The sequence below is a fragment of the Flavobacterium sp. genome (assembly GCF_965657075.1).
Lineage (GTDB): Bacteria > Bacteroidota > Bacteroidia > Flavobacteriales > Flavobacteriaceae > Flavobacterium.
This window is the reverse complement of record NZ_CBFHMV010000022.1, coordinates 1-15,513: the sequence shown is the minus strand read 5'-3', so window position 1 is coordinate 15,513 and position 15,513 is coordinate 1. Positions and strand designations below refer to the sequence as shown.

Sequence of the window (15,513 nt, the reverse complement as noted above, 5' to 3'; positions counted from 1 at the left end):
CTCTAAATCAGAATATCACTTTCCAAATCCGATTTCTCAATTGTAAATCCAAAACCAAGTTTTTCAACCAATTCAATTACTAAATTTTTATACCAATTTTCACTTTTTGGATGAATGTAAATGCGTTCAATTAATTGATTGATATCTACATCAATTTTTAAACCATCATTGATTTTTAAGTTGTCTGATGTAACATCAGAAATGATGCGAACTTCTCGTTCATATTGAAAACTTTTTCTTTTAAATAAAAACGGAAAAAAAGAATCGTCAAAAGGAATATATTCTTTTTTGTAATCAATATAATTTACTTCACCAATATATTGCTGTGTTTTGCGTTCAGGTTCTAAAGCTTTTTTAAGTCTTCCAATAGTAGATTGAATGGCTAAACCTTCATTGTTTTTTGTAAAAATTTGCCACATAGCAAACGATTCATATTCGTTTATGTGCCAACTGCTTATAACAACTTTTTCTCGATGCGATTTGTAGTAATCTAAAAATTTGGAATTATTGGCTGCAATTTTTTTTATTTCTTCAAATGTGGGTTCCGAAAATGTGCCTTCGTATTGATCTTCAAATTTATCCGAACGCGACATGAATAACCTTTTCGACAGGAGCATGTCTAAAAATTTGGATAAATCTAAATATTTCCACACAATAGTATCTTCGTTGGTGGTAAGATTAATATTGGAATTGTTTTGATACATTTTATTTATTCAAAAGATTGCATCATTACTAATTTTGCATAAGTTCCTTCTTTTGCTAAAAGTTCGCTATGCGTTCCATGTTCAACAATTTCACCTTTTTGCATTACAAATATTACATCAGCTTTTTGAATGGTTGATAATCGGTGTGCAATAACAATAGACGTTCTGTTTTGCATCATGTTTTCTAATGCTATTTGAACTAATTTTTCACTTTCCGTATCTAAAGCAGAAGTAGCTTCATCTAAAATCATGATTGGAGGATTTTTCAACACAGCTCTTGCAATAGACAAACGTTGTTTTTGTCCACCAGAAAGTTTTCCACCAGCATCACCAATATTGGTTTCAATGCCGTTTGGTAAATCATTTACAAATTCATAAGCATTGGCAACTTTTAATGCATCGATAATTTCTTCATCGGTAGCATCAGGTTTTCCAATAAGAATATTGTTTTTGATGGTATCATTAAAAAGAATTGAATCTTGTGTAACTAAGCCCATTAAACTTCTTAGCGATTTTAAATTCCAATCTTTAATATTGGTATCATCAATTTCAATAGTTCCTTCATTTGCATCGTAAAAACGTGTCAGTAAATTAGCAATCGTACTTTTACCAGAACCGGATTGACCAACAAGTGCTATAGTTTTTCCTTTCACAATGTCTAATGAAAAGTTTTTCAATACATATTCATCTTCATATCTAAAGTTAACGTTTTTGATTTTTATTGATTTGTCAAAAGTGTTTTTAATCAACGCATTTGGTTTTTCAACAACATTACTTTCTGTTTCTAAAACTTCAAAAACACGTTCGGCTGCTGCAAGACCAATTTTCACGGTGTATGACGCTCTTGATATAGCTTTTGCTGGTGTCAAAATAGTATAAGATAATGCAATGTATGTAATGAATGTAGTCGGTAGTAAAGATTGCTCTACAACAACTAATTGTGCACCATACCAAAGTAAGACAGCAATGGTTACAATTCCTAAAAATTCGCTTAGTGGTGATGCTAAATTGTTTCTGTTTTCAATGCTGTTTGAAATTCTCAAAAGTTGGTTAAGCGATTTGTTAAATTTGGAAATAAAAATATTTTCTGCGTTATATCCTTTTACTACTTTTAATCCACTTAAAGTTTCTTCTAAAATTGAAATTTGAATTCCATTTTCTTCTTGAGCTTTGGTTGATTTTGCTTTTAAGTTTTTTCCAACTTTTGAAATTACAAAGCCTGATAACGGTATAAATATAAATACAAATAAAGTTAATTTTGCACTAATAATAAACATAGTTGCAATTGAAAATAAGATTGTTAAAGGCTCTCTAACCACCAATTCTAAAACTTGAAAAAATGAGTTTTTAACTTCATTAACATCGCCTAACATTCTTGACATTACATCCCCTTTTCTTCGTTCAGAATAAAATGAAACTGGTAAATTGATGATTACATTGTAGAGTTTTTCACGAAGATCTTTTAAAACACCATTTCTTAATCTTGTTACATGATAAGAAGCAAAATAATTAGATATATTTTTTAATAAGGCTGTTATTATAATGATTGAAATAACAAATAAAATAGCAAATTCAAAACCAAAATCAGTGGTTAATTGGGTTACTTTATAATTTAAATAGTTTTCTGAAAATGATTTTATGTTTTCAATTCCGTTAAACACAGGTTTTGAAGTTATTTTTTCATTTAATCCAAAAATCACATTTAATGTAGGGATTAATGAAACCATTAACAAAGTAGAAAATAGCGCATAAAAAATGTTGAATACAATATTTAATACGATGTCTTTTTTATACTTCAGACCAAAAGGAATAATTTTTTTTAAATTTTCGTCCATTAGTTCAACTGCATTGCTGCAATGATATTTTTGATTTTATTATCTAATTGTAATTCTGCTTTTTTGAAGTCTTCTGCTTTATCTAATGTATCATTTACACTAAAGTAGAATTTTATTTTTGGTTCTGTACCACTTGGTCTTGCACAAATTTTACTTCCGTCTTCTAAGTAATATATCAACACATTGGATTTAGGTAGGTTTAAATTTTCAACTTCACCTGAAATCATATTTTTGGCTGTGCTGTTTTGATAATCTTCAATCATAACGACTCTTTCTCCGTTAATTTCTTGCATTGGGTTTTCACGCAAGTCAATCATCATTTGGTTGATTTCTTGTAATCCTGAAATTCCCTTTTTGGTTAACGAAATTAAGTGTTCTTTGTAAAGACCAAAATCGACATATAAATTCAATAATTCTTGATATAAACTGCTGCCGTTTGCTTTTGCTATTGCTGCAATTTCGCACACTAATAGTATGGCAGAAACCGCATCTTTATCTCTAACCGCATCCCCAACCATGTAGCCAAAACTTTCTTCTCCACCACCAATAAACTCTTGATTAGGAAAATCTTTAATAAATTTTGCAATCCATTTAAAACCTGTCAGACCCACTTTACATTCTACCTCATAAGCTGAAGCTAATTCCAACATCATAGGTGTTGATACAATAGTAGAACCAATAAATTGATTGCCGTTAATTTTTCCTGCTTGTTTCCATTTTTCAAGTAAAAAGGCAGTCATGATAACCATGGTTTGATTTCCATTTAACAACACCATTTCACCTTCTAAATTTCGAACCGCAACACCAACTCTGTCACTGTCAGGATCAGTACCTACAACAATATCAGCATTTATTTTTTCAGCCAAAGCAGTTGCCATAGCTAAAGCTTCTGGTTCTTCTGGATTTGGTGATTTTACTGTTGGAAAATTTCCGTCAGGAACTTCCTGTTCTTTAACAATATTTACATTGTTATAACCCGCTTTTGCCAAAACAGCAGGAACCGATTTTACAGAAGTTCCGTGCAAAGGGGTATACACTATTTTTAAATTGTCTTTAGCATTTTGAGGCGTGTTAAAACTTGCATTTTCAACAGTTGAATTTACAAATGCATCATCTACTTCTTGATTTATGTATTCAATTAAATTTTCGTTGGCTTCAAATTTTATATCGCTGTATTCCAAACTTTCAATCAATTTGATGATTTCTCCGTCTTGTGGTGGTACTAATTGTCCACCATCTTGCCAATACACTTTATATCCATTATATTCAGGTGGATTGTGAGATGCTGTTAAAACGATTCCAGCATGGCAGTTTAAGTATTTTAAAGCAAAAGATAATTCAGGAGTAGGTCTTAGTTCAGAAAACAAATAGACTTTTATACCATTTGCAGAAAACACATCAGCTACGACTTTAGCCAAAGTATCACTGTTATGACGACAATCATAGGCTATGACTACTTTTATTGCATCATTAGGAAATGATTTTTTCAAATAATCAGAAAGACCTTGTGTGTTTTTACCTAAAGTATATTTATTTATTCTATTAGTTCCAGCACCCATGATTCCTCTCATTCCACCAGTCCCAAATTCTAGATTTTTATAAAAACTATCTTCAAGCTGAGCTGGAGAAGAAGTCATCATTTCTTTAATTTCTTCTTGGGTTTGATTATCAAATGTTGGCGTTAACCAAATGTTTACTTTGTCTAAAATGTTTTGATCTATATTCATGTTTTTACAAATGTATTATTGCTATTTATGCTATTTTTTCTGAAATTTTATAGCGTTCCTCATTGTTTTTAGTTCTTAAAATAATTTCTCCTAAAAATCCAGCTAAAAATAATTGTGTGCCCAAAATCATAGAAGTTAAAGCTATATAAAATTGTGGTCTGTTGGTAATTAGTCTACTGGTTTTGTGAACAAACAGTTTGTCAATTCCAAGATATAAAGCTAAGCAAAATCCTATTAAAAACATAATAGTTCCTAATAAACCGAATAAATGCATGGGTCTTTTTCCAAATTTTGATAAAAACCAAATGGTAATCAAATCTAAAAAACCATTTATAAAGCGACTTATACCAAATTTAGAAGTTCCATATTTTCTGGCTTGATGAATTACTATTTTTTCGCCAATATTGTTAAATCCAGCATTTTTTGCTAAAACAGGAATGTAACGATGCATTTCACCAGAAACTTCAATATTTTTTATTACTGTATTTTTATAAGCTTTTAAGCCACAATTAAAATCGTGTAATTTGACACCAGAAGTTTTTCGAGCTGCCCAATTGAATAGTTTTGACGGAATATTTTTGAATACAACCGAGTCATACCTTTTCTTTTTCCAACCCGAAATTAAATCAAAATTTTCTTCGGTAATTAACTTGTATAATTCTGGAATTTCATCAGGGCTATCTTGTAAATCGGCATCCATAGTGATGATGACTTGCCCTTTGGCTTGAGCAAAACCAGCATGTAATGCTTGACTTTTCCCATAATTTCTTAAAAAACGTATGCCTTTAACATTAGTATCTTTTTTGGATAATTGTTGTATGGTTATCCAAGAATCATCAGTACTTCCGTCATCAATGAATAAAATTTCATACGAAAAATTATTCGTAATCATCACTTTTTCAATCCATTGATGTAATTCGGGTAACGATTCTTGCTCGTTTAATAAAGGAATAATTATGGATAGATTCATTTAGTATTGTTCTTGTGGTTTGCTTTTGAAAATGGCAGCTAATATTAAACCGAAAATTATTGAACCAACCAAAGACCCTGCAAAACTTTTTAGTAAACCAATGGTACTAAATTGAGGTGTTTGTTTGATTTGCTCTACGGCTTCTTTAATTTTTTCTACTGGCACATTAAAAGATTTTAAATTATCAACTTGAAATTTAATCAATGATTCTGTGATAAGATCTCTTGTTTCAGTGTCATAAAAGTTAAATAAAATAATTGAGAAAACCGTTGAAGCTGCAATTCCAATCATGGCACCTAAAAAGTAACCTGTGAATCCGTCTTTAAATGACATAATACCATCAAGGTTTTTTCTAAGTTCAATCAACTGATAACATCCAACTATAATATACACTAGTAACAAACTCAATCCAATCCAGATGTTAACAAAGTGCTTATAGTCAATCACATACATAATTGTGGTGCTCAAAATGGCAATTAGCCCAGAAATAATACCATATTTAATTGCGTTTTTTTTGATAATTTCGTTCATAGTTAGTTTGTTTAAATTGTTTTACAAATATAGAAATAATAAAGTTTACCTATATAAGTGATAAAAAAATAAAAAAAGTTACAGAAGTGCTTGTTAATTAAAAATTAAGTGTAAATTTGCACTCTCAAAATAATAAAGATTATAAACAAAAAGTTATAAACGTTTATACCTTTTTCAATTAAATGAGAAAGCATCAGAACGGTTTGTAGCCAACAAATAAAAAGATTTACAAAGATGAAAAAAGGAATTCACCCAGAAAATTACAGATTAGTAGCTTTCAAAGACATGAGTAACGAAGATGTATTTATTACAAAATCAACAGTAGAAACTAAAGAAACTATTACACACGAAGGTGTTGAATATCCAGTTTATAAAATGGAAATTTCTAGAACTTCTCATCCTTTTTACACAGGTAAATCTAAACTTATCGATACTGCAGGACGTATTGATAAATTCAAAACTAAATATGCAAAATTCGATAAAAAATAATCGAAATTTTTCAAAACATATAAAACCTTCCAACTTGGGGGGTTTTTTTATGGAATAAATTGTACTTTTGAATCATCAAAAAATAATCGTAGGTACGGACAAGTCACGACTTGTCCCTCCATTATTAAAAAATAACCATGAACTATATACTTTTTGACGGAACTGTTCGTAATGCATTATTACCTTTTACATTCACTAGACCAGTAGCAGATATTCGTGTTGGAATTCTTACCATTAGAGAGAAATGGGAATTGTATTTAGGATACACAACCACTTCTTTAACTGAGGAATATCTGATGGAAAAATTCCCAATGGTGGAAATGGAAGAAAATGTTATGATAAATGCTTCTTTTTTACCAAATGAGATTTTGGTAGAAATGGTGTTGAATTTGGAAAATAATCAAGCCATAGTTTATAAAGACGAAATAGTTGCTTTTTTTACTAATGACACTCAAGAAGAAGTAGATTTTGATACTTATGATTTAATAGAATTTGAGGGTGATGTGCTTCAAATTCAAAACACTTGGGATATTTTTGAAAAAAATGATAGTGCCATTCGCGAAGATTATGATGTTTTAACTCAAGATAGAAAATCACAACCTATTCCAAAAAGCGTTAATGTGATTGCTCCAGAAAATATTTTTATTGAAGAAGGAGCAAAAATGGAATTTGTAACCTTAAACGCTTCCACTGGACCAATTTATATTGGGAAAAACTCAGAAATTATGGAAGGTTCTGTAATTCGTGGACCATTTGCACTTTGTGAAGAAGCTCAAGTAAAATTAGCAACGAAAGTATACGGAGCAACAACTGTTGGACCACATTCTAGAATTGGAGGTGAAGTCAATAATTCAGTGCTTTTTGGATATTCAAATAAAGGTCATGATGGGTTTTTAGGAAATTCAGTTTTAGGTGAATGGTGTAATATTGGTGCTGATTCTAATAATTCCAATCTAAAAAATAATTATGATGAGGTGCGTTTGTGGAGTTATGAAACAGAAGGTTTTGCTAAAACAGGCTTGCAATTTTGTGGTTTAATGATGGGTGATCATTCTAAATGCGGAATTAATACTATGTTTAACACAGGTACAGTTGTAGGAGTTTCAACAAATATTTTTGGATCAGGATTTCCTCGTAATTTTGTGCCAAGCTTTTCTTGGGGTGGAGCTTCTGGTTTTACAACTTACATTACCAAAAAAGCTTTTGAAACTGCAAAAATTGTTATGGGTAGAAGAAAAATCGAATTTACAGAAGAAGATGCAAAAATTCTAGAACATGTTTTCGAAGAAACTAAAAAATTTAGAAAAGAGTAATATTTTAGAAATTTATATTAAAATAAACAGCAATTTTTTGCCAATTTACATTAATAATATAAAGTAAAATGCAAATGAAAATCATAAGAAAACTTGTTCTAATTAGGGTTAATCGAATGAGTTTTTTGTTTTCTTTTTGAAGTTTTGTTCTAATACTTCTTAATAGTTCGGGTGAAGCTTTTTTTTGTTCAATAAGATCTTCTCTATGATTTGAGGTGTTTTTCAATCGCTCTAATTTAGAAATTCTATTACGTCTATTATTTCTTATTGTAATAATAGCATGCATCATTGATCCTTCACCAGCCATAATTTTTAGTTTAATAATTATACGCAACAAATTACCAAAAAGTTACAAATTTAAATCTGTGAATCTGTGGCTATTATTATTTTAAAATTTTACCTAAATTTGCATTCTCAATTTTTTGACAACGATTTCATCAATTGAGCAAACTTATGGAAAACAAAAAAAAAGTCGCATTCTACACTTTAGGATGCAAGTTAAATTTCTCTGAAACTTCAACCATTGCGAGAAATTTTCAAGAAGAAGGATTTGAACGAGTAGATTTCGAAGATGTGGCTGATATGTATGTAATCAATACATGTTCAGTTACTGAAAATGCCGATAAACAATTCAAGCAAGTTGTTAAAAAAGCACTTAAACTTAACGAAAATGCTTTCGTAGCTGCTGTTGGTTGTTACGCACAATTAAAACCAGAAGAACTAGCAGCTGTTGACGGAGTTGATTTAGTTTTAGGAGCAACAGAAAAATTCAAAATTACCGATTACATCAACGATTTGTCAAAAAATGACATGGGTGAAGTGCATTCTTGTGAGATTGAAGAAGCCGATTTTTATGTAGGAAGTTATTCTTTTGGAGATAGAACGCGTGCTTTTTTAAAAGTACAAGATGGTTGTGATTATAAATGTACGTATTGCACGATTCCATTGGCAAGAGGAATTTCCAGAAGTGATACAATGGAAGGTGTTTTGAAAAATGCTGCTGAAATTGCTGCCAAAGGAATTAAAGAAATAGTTTTAACAGGTGTAAATATTGGGGATTACGGAAAAGGGGAATTTGGAAACAAAAAACACGAACATACTTTTTTAGATTTAGTAACCGAATTGGATAAAGTTGAAGGAATTGAACGTTTGCGAATTTCATCAATCGAACCCAATTTACTAAAAAATGAAACGATTGAATTGGTTTCAAAATCAAGAGCCTTTGTTCCTCATTTTCATATTCCATTACAATCTGGAAGTAACGCTATTTTAAAGAAAATGAAACGTCGTTATTTACGTGAATTGTATGTAGATAGAGTCAATAAAATTCGTAAAGTGATGCCTCATGCTTGTATTGGTGTGGATGTAATTGTTGGTTTTCCGGGTGAAACAGACGAACATTTTTTAGAAACGTATCATTTTTTGAATGATTTAGATATTTCTTATTTACACGTATTTACGTATTCTGAAAGAGACAATACAGAAGCAGCTGAAATGGATGGAGTAGTGCCAAAGAATGTCCGAGCAAAAAGAAGTAAAATGCTAAGAGGTTTATCAGTAAAGAAACGTAGAGCTTTTTACGAAAGTCAAATTGGTACCAACAGAACGGTTTTATTTGAAAGCGAAAACAAAGAAGGATATATTCATGGTTTTACAGAAAACTATGTAAAAGTAAAAACACCATGGAATCCTGAACTAGCAAATACATTACATAAAATAAAGTTGTCAAAAATCGATGATGATGGAAGTGTGAGAATGGAGTTTTTGAATGTTGAGGTTTAAAATTTAGTAATATTACATAAAAAATGCTCTTTTAATTAAGAGCATTTTTGTTATAATTTCAAACCTGGAGGAAGCATTTCTTGATATCTTCTGTTTTTTCTAAAGAATTTTATAAGGGTTAAATGTGTAGGAACAACTTTTAATTTTCGTTCTTCGGCAATAGCTAAAACATTTTTAATAAACTCACTATGTAAATCTAAATCCGTATTTTCATTTTCACAAAACTTAGTTAAAAACAGCTTTCTATCATGTAATGAATACTCGATCGCAACCAAACCAGTATCGGTAATTATTTCAAATTGTCTTAAAAGTTCGTTATCTTTGATTTCCATTAGTAATGATATTTGTATATTTACAAAGTTACTAATTTTTTTACGAAATATGGCTAAGATAGCGGTTTACTTTGTTCCTGGGCTAGCAGCAAGTTCTTTAATATATGAATACATCAAGTTACCTGAAGAGGATTATGAAATGTATTTTTTGGAATGGTTTTTGCCTAAAACTAATGAAACTATTGAAGAATACGCTCTTCGAATGACAAAAAAAATCAAACATGAAAATCCTGTATTAGTTGGCGTTTCTTTTGGTGGAATTTTGGTTCAAGAAATGAGCAATCATATAAAAACAAAGAAAACCATTATAATTTCAAGTATTAAATCTAACAAAGAATTACCATTAAGATTGAAGGTAGCAAAAACTACGAAAGCATATAAAATAGTGCCAACACATTTGTTTTCAAACATTGAAATTTTAGTAAAATATGCTTTTGGTGAAAATGTAGTTTCAAGAAGATTAAAGCTCTATGAAAAATATTTGCAAATGCGGGATAAAAAATATTTGGATTGGGCTATAGAAAGTGTAATTTTATGGCAAAGAACCAAGCCAGATCAAAACGTTATTCATATTCATGGTACAGAAGATGGAGTTTTTCCAATTAAAAACATAAAAGATTGTATTGCAATAAAAGGAGGAACACACATCATGATCATGAATAAATACAGATGGTTCAATAAAAATTTACCTATATTAATTCAAAAAAACAACTCAAAAAATGAGGAATCATAATATTAAAAAAGTATTCAAAATAGCATTGATTTTAGTAGTAAGCAGTTTATTTGTTTATGCAACTTCTTCTACAATTATCAAAATGAGTCATTCTGTTCCTTTGCCAAGCGAAATTAATTTTGCTGGAGAAGCAGTTCCAACGACAGATAATGATGTGAGTGAGCGTTTGGATAGAGAAATGGTGACCAACATAAATTATCATTCCAATACAACTTTAGTGTTAAAACGCGCTAATAAAGTATTTCCAATCATAGAACCAATTTTAAAAGCTAATGGAATTCCAGATGATTTTAAATATTTAGCGGTAATTGAAAGCAGTTTAGTAAATGCAGTTTCACCAGCAGGAGCAAGAGGTGTCTGGCAGTTTATGCCTACAACTGCAAAAGAATACGGAATGGAAGTTTCAAGTGAAGTTGATGAGCGTTATCATTTAGAAAAATCAACCGAAGCAGCATGTAAGTATTTAAATGATGCTTATAAAAAATTTCGAAATTGGACTTTAGTGGCAGCTTCATACAATGGCGGAATGGCTGGAATTAATAGAGTTTTAGAAGCACAACAAGTAACAAGCTACTATGATGCTTTATTTTATGAAGAAACGGGTCGTTATGTGTTCCGAATTCTAGCGTTAAAAGAAATTATGAAAAATGCTCCAAAATATGGTTTTGATATTCCTCAAAAGGAATTGTATGTAAATGTTTCTACAAAAAAATTGTACATAGAAAGCTCTATCGAAGACTTGGCGACATTTGCAATTGAACAAGGCACAAATTACAAAACTTTAAAAGTCTTAAATCCATGGTTGAGAGATAAAAAGTTAGCTGTAGCTTCAGGCAAAACCTACTTAATTGAAGTTCCAGAATAACTAGAATTTAGAAATCTGAATTAAGAAATCATAATTAAAATAAAACTAAAATTTTTATTGCCTTTAGTCATCTAAAAGTTACAGAATAAAAAAAACACAAACTATTTTATTTAATTTGTGTTTTTTTTATCTGAAAATCCAATAGCTGAAAATCCGAAAATCTTAAATCTTCTTCATTTGTTGTTTCAACATAATAATTTGATCTTTCAACATGCCGTGTTTGTCTAACTTTTTAGCTTCATTCATTAAACTAGTAGCTTCAATTTTTCTTCTTTTTGTCATTGCAATTCCTGCCAACTGTAATTTAGCTAAAGCCAAATCTTGATCCATACTTAAACCGAGTTCAATAGCTTTTTTAAAATATTTTTCAGCTAGAGTCAAATTGGTTTGTGAAACCATAATTCCGTTTAAATAATTATAATAACCTTGTTGTTTTCTAACTAAAGCGCTTTCTGGATTTTTAATTTTATCTAACCAAGATTTTGCACCTACCATATCTTGCTTTCTCAATTTTAAGAACGCTAATAAAATTAATTCATTTTTAAAATATAAAAAAATGGGAACAACAGATAAGAGTAGTAAAAAAATTCCATTTCCAATATTGCCTTCTGTAAACTGATATATAGCAAAAACAATGATTAATCCTGCTAAAATTAATTTGATATTCTTATTTAACATACTAAGTTTTTTAATTTGTAGCAAAGGTAATAAATTCTAACTAAAAAATATTTTAAAAACTACTTGTAAATGAAAAAAACCTTTGTATATTTGCACTCGATTTTATAGGAAGCTATAACGCATAATAAAAATAGATTTTTAAAGATATAAAGCAATGAGCAAGAGAACGTTTCAACCATCGAAAAGAAAAAGAAGAAATAAACACGGGTTTATGGATAGAATGAGTACTCCAAACGGAAGAAAAGTCCTTGCACGTAGAAGAGCAAAAGGAAGACACAAATTAACTGTTTCTTGCGAACCAAGACATAAAAAATAATGATTAGCTACTAATCAATATCAAGCCGTTACTTTTATTAGTAGCGGCTTTTTTTTAAACTTGTTTATAAAAATTAATAAGTTTTAGAAGCTATTTCCTGCTATTCGTTGCAATCTTTTTATTTTTAAAGAAAAAATAAAAAGGATTTTCACTACAAACACGAAGTGTTCATCGAACACCTTTGAAAATAAATGTTGAGTGAGATAATCAGGGCTAGGGCAAAGGAATAAACAACAACAAATCGTACTGACAACTAGCGAGTTGTCTCTATAAAAATAACAACACTACAACATGCCAAAAGACAATTCAATCAAATCGGTTTTAATTATAGGTTCAGGTCCAATCGTAATCGGACAAGCATGTGAATTTGATTATGCAGGTTCACAATCCGCACGTTCGCTTCGTGAAGAAGGAATTGAAGTAATTTTGATAAATTCGAATCCTGCAACCATCATGACAGATCCATCCATGGCTGATCATGTATATTTATTGCCACTTACCACAAAATCTTTAATTCAAATCTTAAAAGAACATCCACAGATTGATGCAGTTTTGCCAACAATGGGTGGACAAACCGCTTTAAATCTTTGTTTAGAAGCGGATGATAAAGGAATTTGGAATGATTTCAATGTTAAAATGATTGGTGTTGATGTTAACGCAATCAATATCACAGAAGATAGAGAACAATTTAAACAGCTTTTAGCCAAACTTGGAGTAGGAGCAGCACCTGCAAAAATTGCCACTTCATTTTTACAAGGAAAAGAAATTGCTCAAGAATTCGGATTTCCATTAGTGATTCGTCCTTCGTTTACGCTTGGTGGAACTGGAGCAGCTTTCGTACATACGAAAGAAGAATTTGACGAAAAACTGACTTATGGTTTAGAAATGTCACCAATTCACGAAGTACTTATTGATAAAGCACTTTTAGGTTGGAAAGAATATGAATTAGAATTATTAAGAGATAAAAATGATAATGTAGTAATCATTTGTTCTATCGAAAACATGGATCCAATGGGAATTCATACTGGAGATAGTATCACGGTTGCACCAGCTATGACTTTATCGGACACAACTTTCCAAAAAATGAGAGATATGGCCATCTTAATGATGCGTTCTATCGGAAATTTTGCAGGTGGTTGTAACGTGCAATTCGCAGTTTCACCAGATGAAAAGGAAGATATCGTAGCCATCGAAATTAACCCTAGGGTTTCTCGTTCTTCGGCATTGGCATCAAAAGCTACAGGGTATCCAATTGCAAAAATTGCTACTAAATTGGCTTTAGGGTATCATCTTGATGAATTACAAAATCAAATTACAAAATCAACTTCGGCTCTTTTTGAACCAACTCTTGATTATGTAATTGTAAAAATACCGCGTTGGAACTTCGATAAGTTTGAAGGAGCAGACAGAACCTTAGGACTTCAAATGAAATCTGTTGGTGAAGTAATGGGAATTGGACGTTCGTTCCAAGAAGCCCTTCATAAAGCTACTCAGTCGTTAGAAATTAAACGAAATGGGTTAGGAGCTGACGGAAAAGGGTATAAAAATTACGAACAAATCATTGAAAAACTAACTTTTGCGAGTTGGGACAGAGTATTTGTGATTTATGATGCTATTGCTATGGGAATTCCTTTGAGTAGAATACATGAAATTACGAAGATTGACATGTGGTTCTTGAAGCAATATGAAGAATTATTCCACTTAGAAAGAGAAATTTCAAAATATAAAGTTGATACTTTGCCAAGAGAATTATTGCTTGAAGCTAAGCAAAAAGGATATGGTGACCGACAAATTGCGCACATGATGGGTTGTTTGGAAAGTCAAGTTTATAAATTAAGAGATGAGCAAAATATCAATAGAGTTTACAAACTTGTTGATACTTGTGCCGCTGAATTTAAAGCCAAAACACCCTATTATTATTCCACTTTTGAAGCCGAAATTCAAAAAGCAGATGGAACAACTTACGTTGATAACGAAAGTATTGTTACAGATAAAAAGAAAGTTATCGTTTTAGGTTCTGGACCAAACAGAATTGGACAAGGAATTGAGTTTGATTACTCTTGCGTTCATGGAGTATTAGCTGCTAAAGAATGTGGTTATGAAACGATCATGATTAATTGTAATCCAGAAACGGTTTCTACTGATTTTGATACAGCAGATAAATTATACTTTGAACCTGTTTTTTGGGAGCATATCTACGATATCATTCGTCATGAGAAGCCAGAAGGAGTTATCGTGCAATTAGGTGGACAAACCGCTTTAAAATTAGCAGAAAAACTTTCAAAATATGGAATCAAAATATTAGGAACTTCGTTTGATGCTTTAGATTTAGCGGAAGACAGAGGAAGATTTTCCGATTTATTAACAGAGTTAAATATCCCTTTCCCTAAATTTGGAATTGCAGAAAGTGCTGAACAAGCTTCGATTTTAGCAGATACTTTAGATTTTCCACTTTTAGTTCGTCCATCATATGTTTTAGGTGGACAAGGAATGAAAATCGTAATCAACAAACAAGAACTAGAAGAACACGTAATTGATTTGTTAAAGTCAATTCCTGGAAATAAATTACTGTTGGATCATTATTTAGATGGTGCAATTGAAGCTGAAGCAGATGCCATTTGTGATGCAGATGGAAATGTATATATTATCGGAATTATGGAGCACATCGAACCATGTGGGGTGCATTCTGGTGATAGTAACGCAACATTGCCACCTTTCAATTTAGGTGAATTTGTAATGCAACAAATCAAAGAACATACACACAAAATTGCTCGTGCTCTAAAAACAGTTGGGTTAATCAACATCCAATTCGCAATTAAAAATGATACGGTTTACATTATTGAAGCCAACCCTAGAGCTTCTAGAACCGTTCCTTTTATTGCAAAAGCTTATGGTGAGCCTTATGTAAATTATGCTACGAAAGTGATGTTGGGTGAAAATAAAGTAACAGATTTTACTTTTAACCCACAATTAAAAGGATTTGCCATAAAGCAACCTGTTTTCTCTTTCAGCAAGTTTAAAAATGTAAACAAAGCTTTAGGTCCAGAAATGAAATCAACTGGTGAAAGCATCTTGTTTATTGATGATTTAAAAGACGATCAATTTTACGAATTGTATTCAAGAAGAAAAATGTACTTAAGTAAGTAATTTAAGTTTATGACTATGAGTTGTCCTAAAAAAGGTTGACTCGTTAATAATTCAAATATAGTTAAATCGTAACAGAATTAATTCTGTTACG

General features: G+C 30.9%; 15 protein-coding genes. 7 read left to right on the top strand and 8 right to left on the bottom strand.

The window, feature by feature from the left end:
* Window positions 1-2: 2 nt before the first annotated feature.
* From ACTF56_RS10945 to ACTF56_RS10925, 5 genes are read right to left on the bottom strand one after another with little or no spacing between them, the layout of a single operon-like run.
* The gene (locus tag ACTF56_RS10945) at window positions 3-704 is read right to left on the bottom strand and encodes a hypothetical protein (protein ID WP_438966949.1); all 702 of its coding nucleotides are present in this window, start codon (window positions 702-704) and stop codon (window positions 3-5) included.
* A gap of 5 nt (window positions 705-709) precedes the next feature.
* A complete protein-coding gene (locus tag ACTF56_RS10940; RefSeq protein WP_438966948.1) occupies window positions 710-2,539 on the bottom strand; it encodes an ABC transporter ATP-binding protein in 1,830 nt (609 codons plus the stop codon).
* The gene (locus ACTF56_RS10935) at window positions 2,539-4,266 is read right to left on the bottom strand and encodes a phospho-sugar mutase (RefSeq protein ID WP_438966947.1); all 1,728 of its coding nucleotides are present in this window, start codon (window positions 4,264-4,266) and stop codon (window positions 2,539-2,541) included. Before ACTF56_RS10935 ends, ACTF56_RS10940 begins: the two co-directional genes overlap by 1 nt.
* A 25-nt stretch (window positions 4,267-4,291) precedes the next feature.
* Window positions 4,292-5,236, bottom strand: coding sequence for a glycosyltransferase family 2 protein (locus ACTF56_RS10930; RefSeq protein ID WP_438966946.1), 945 nt, complete (start codon window positions 5,234-5,236; stop codon window positions 4,292-4,294).
* Window positions 5,237-5,767 (bottom strand): DUF4199 domain-containing protein, encoded by a 531-nt coding sequence (locus ACTF56_RS10925; RefSeq protein ID WP_438966945.1) that lies wholly within the window; start codon window positions 5,765-5,767, stop codon window positions 5,237-5,239.
* Window positions 5,768-6,001: 234 nt separating this feature from the next.
* Here ACTF56_RS10925 and ACTF56_RS10920 point away from each other — a divergent pair, with 234 nt between their 5' ends.
* The gene (locus ACTF56_RS10920) at window positions 6,002-6,256 is read left to right on the top strand and encodes a type B 50S ribosomal protein L31 (protein WP_438966944.1); all 255 of its coding nucleotides are present in this window, start codon (window positions 6,002-6,004) and stop codon (window positions 6,254-6,256) included.
* Between the two features lie 137 nt (window positions 6,257-6,393).
* On the top strand, window positions 6,394-7,569 hold the full coding sequence (locus ACTF56_RS10915) for a GlmU family protein (RefSeq protein ID WP_438966943.1): 1,176 nt from the start codon (window positions 6,394-6,396) through the stop codon (window positions 7,567-7,569).
* A gap of 4 nt (window positions 7,570-7,573) precedes the next feature.
* On the opposite strand, the gene ACTF56_RS10910 is transcribed toward ACTF56_RS10915, so the two are convergent.
* Window positions 7,574-7,876 (bottom strand): hypothetical protein, encoded by a 303-nt coding sequence (locus ACTF56_RS10910; RefSeq protein ID WP_438966942.1) that lies wholly within the window; start codon window positions 7,874-7,876, stop codon window positions 7,574-7,576.
* Window positions 7,877-8,022: 146 nt separating this feature from the next.
* Here ACTF56_RS10910 and mtaB point away from each other — a divergent pair, with 146 nt between their 5' ends.
* Window positions 8,023-9,351, top strand: a complete 1,329-nt coding sequence (gene mtaB / locus ACTF56_RS10905; protein WP_438966941.1) for a tRNA (N(6)-L-threonylcarbamoyladenosine(37)-C(2))-methylthiotransferase MtaB — start codon at window positions 8,023-8,025, stop codon at window positions 9,349-9,351.
* Between the two features lie 50 nt (window positions 9,352-9,401).
* Here mtaB and ACTF56_RS10900 read toward each other — a convergent pair whose 3' ends face one another.
* Entirely contained in the window at window positions 9,402-9,683 is a 282-nt protein-coding gene (locus tag ACTF56_RS10900; RefSeq protein ID WP_438966940.1) for a GNAT family N-acetyltransferase, read from the bottom strand.
* Between the two features lie 49 nt (window positions 9,684-9,732).
* Between ACTF56_RS10900 and ACTF56_RS10895 the strand changes: the two genes are divergently transcribed.
* Both ACTF56_RS10895 and ACTF56_RS10890 read left to right on the top strand, forming a co-directional pair.
* Complete coding sequence (locus ACTF56_RS10895; protein WP_438966939.1) at window positions 9,733-10,416, top strand: alpha/beta hydrolase; 684 nt, start codon at window positions 9,733-9,735, stop codon at window positions 10,414-10,416.
* Entirely contained in the window at window positions 10,403-11,281 is an 879-nt protein-coding gene (locus ACTF56_RS10890) for a lytic transglycosylase domain-containing protein (protein ID WP_438966938.1), read from the top strand. Before ACTF56_RS10895 ends, ACTF56_RS10890 begins: the two co-directional genes overlap by 14 nt.
* Window positions 11,282-11,443: 162 nt before the next feature.
* On the opposite strand, the gene ACTF56_RS10885 is transcribed toward ACTF56_RS10890, so the two are convergent.
* Window positions 11,444-11,959, bottom strand: coding sequence for a DUF2892 domain-containing protein (locus tag ACTF56_RS10885; RefSeq protein WP_438966937.1), 516 nt, complete (start codon window positions 11,957-11,959; stop codon window positions 11,444-11,446).
* A 154-nt stretch (window positions 11,960-12,113) separates the two neighbouring features.
* Between ACTF56_RS10885 and rpmH the strand changes: the two genes are divergently transcribed.
* Both rpmH and carB read left to right on the top strand, forming a co-directional pair.
* Window positions 12,114-12,275, top strand: coding sequence for a 50S ribosomal protein L34 (rpmH, locus tag ACTF56_RS10880; RefSeq protein WP_035665819.1), 162 nt, complete (start codon window positions 12,114-12,116; stop codon window positions 12,273-12,275).
* Between the two features lie 291 nt (window positions 12,276-12,566).
* Window positions 12,567-15,422 carry a carbamoyl-phosphate synthase large subunit gene (carB, locus tag ACTF56_RS10875; protein WP_438966936.1) on the top strand — a complete coding sequence of 952 codons (2,856 nt, stop codon included), beginning with the start codon at window positions 12,567-12,569 and terminating at the stop codon, window positions 15,420-15,422.
* The last annotated feature ends 91 nt before the right edge of the window (window positions 15,423-15,513 follow it).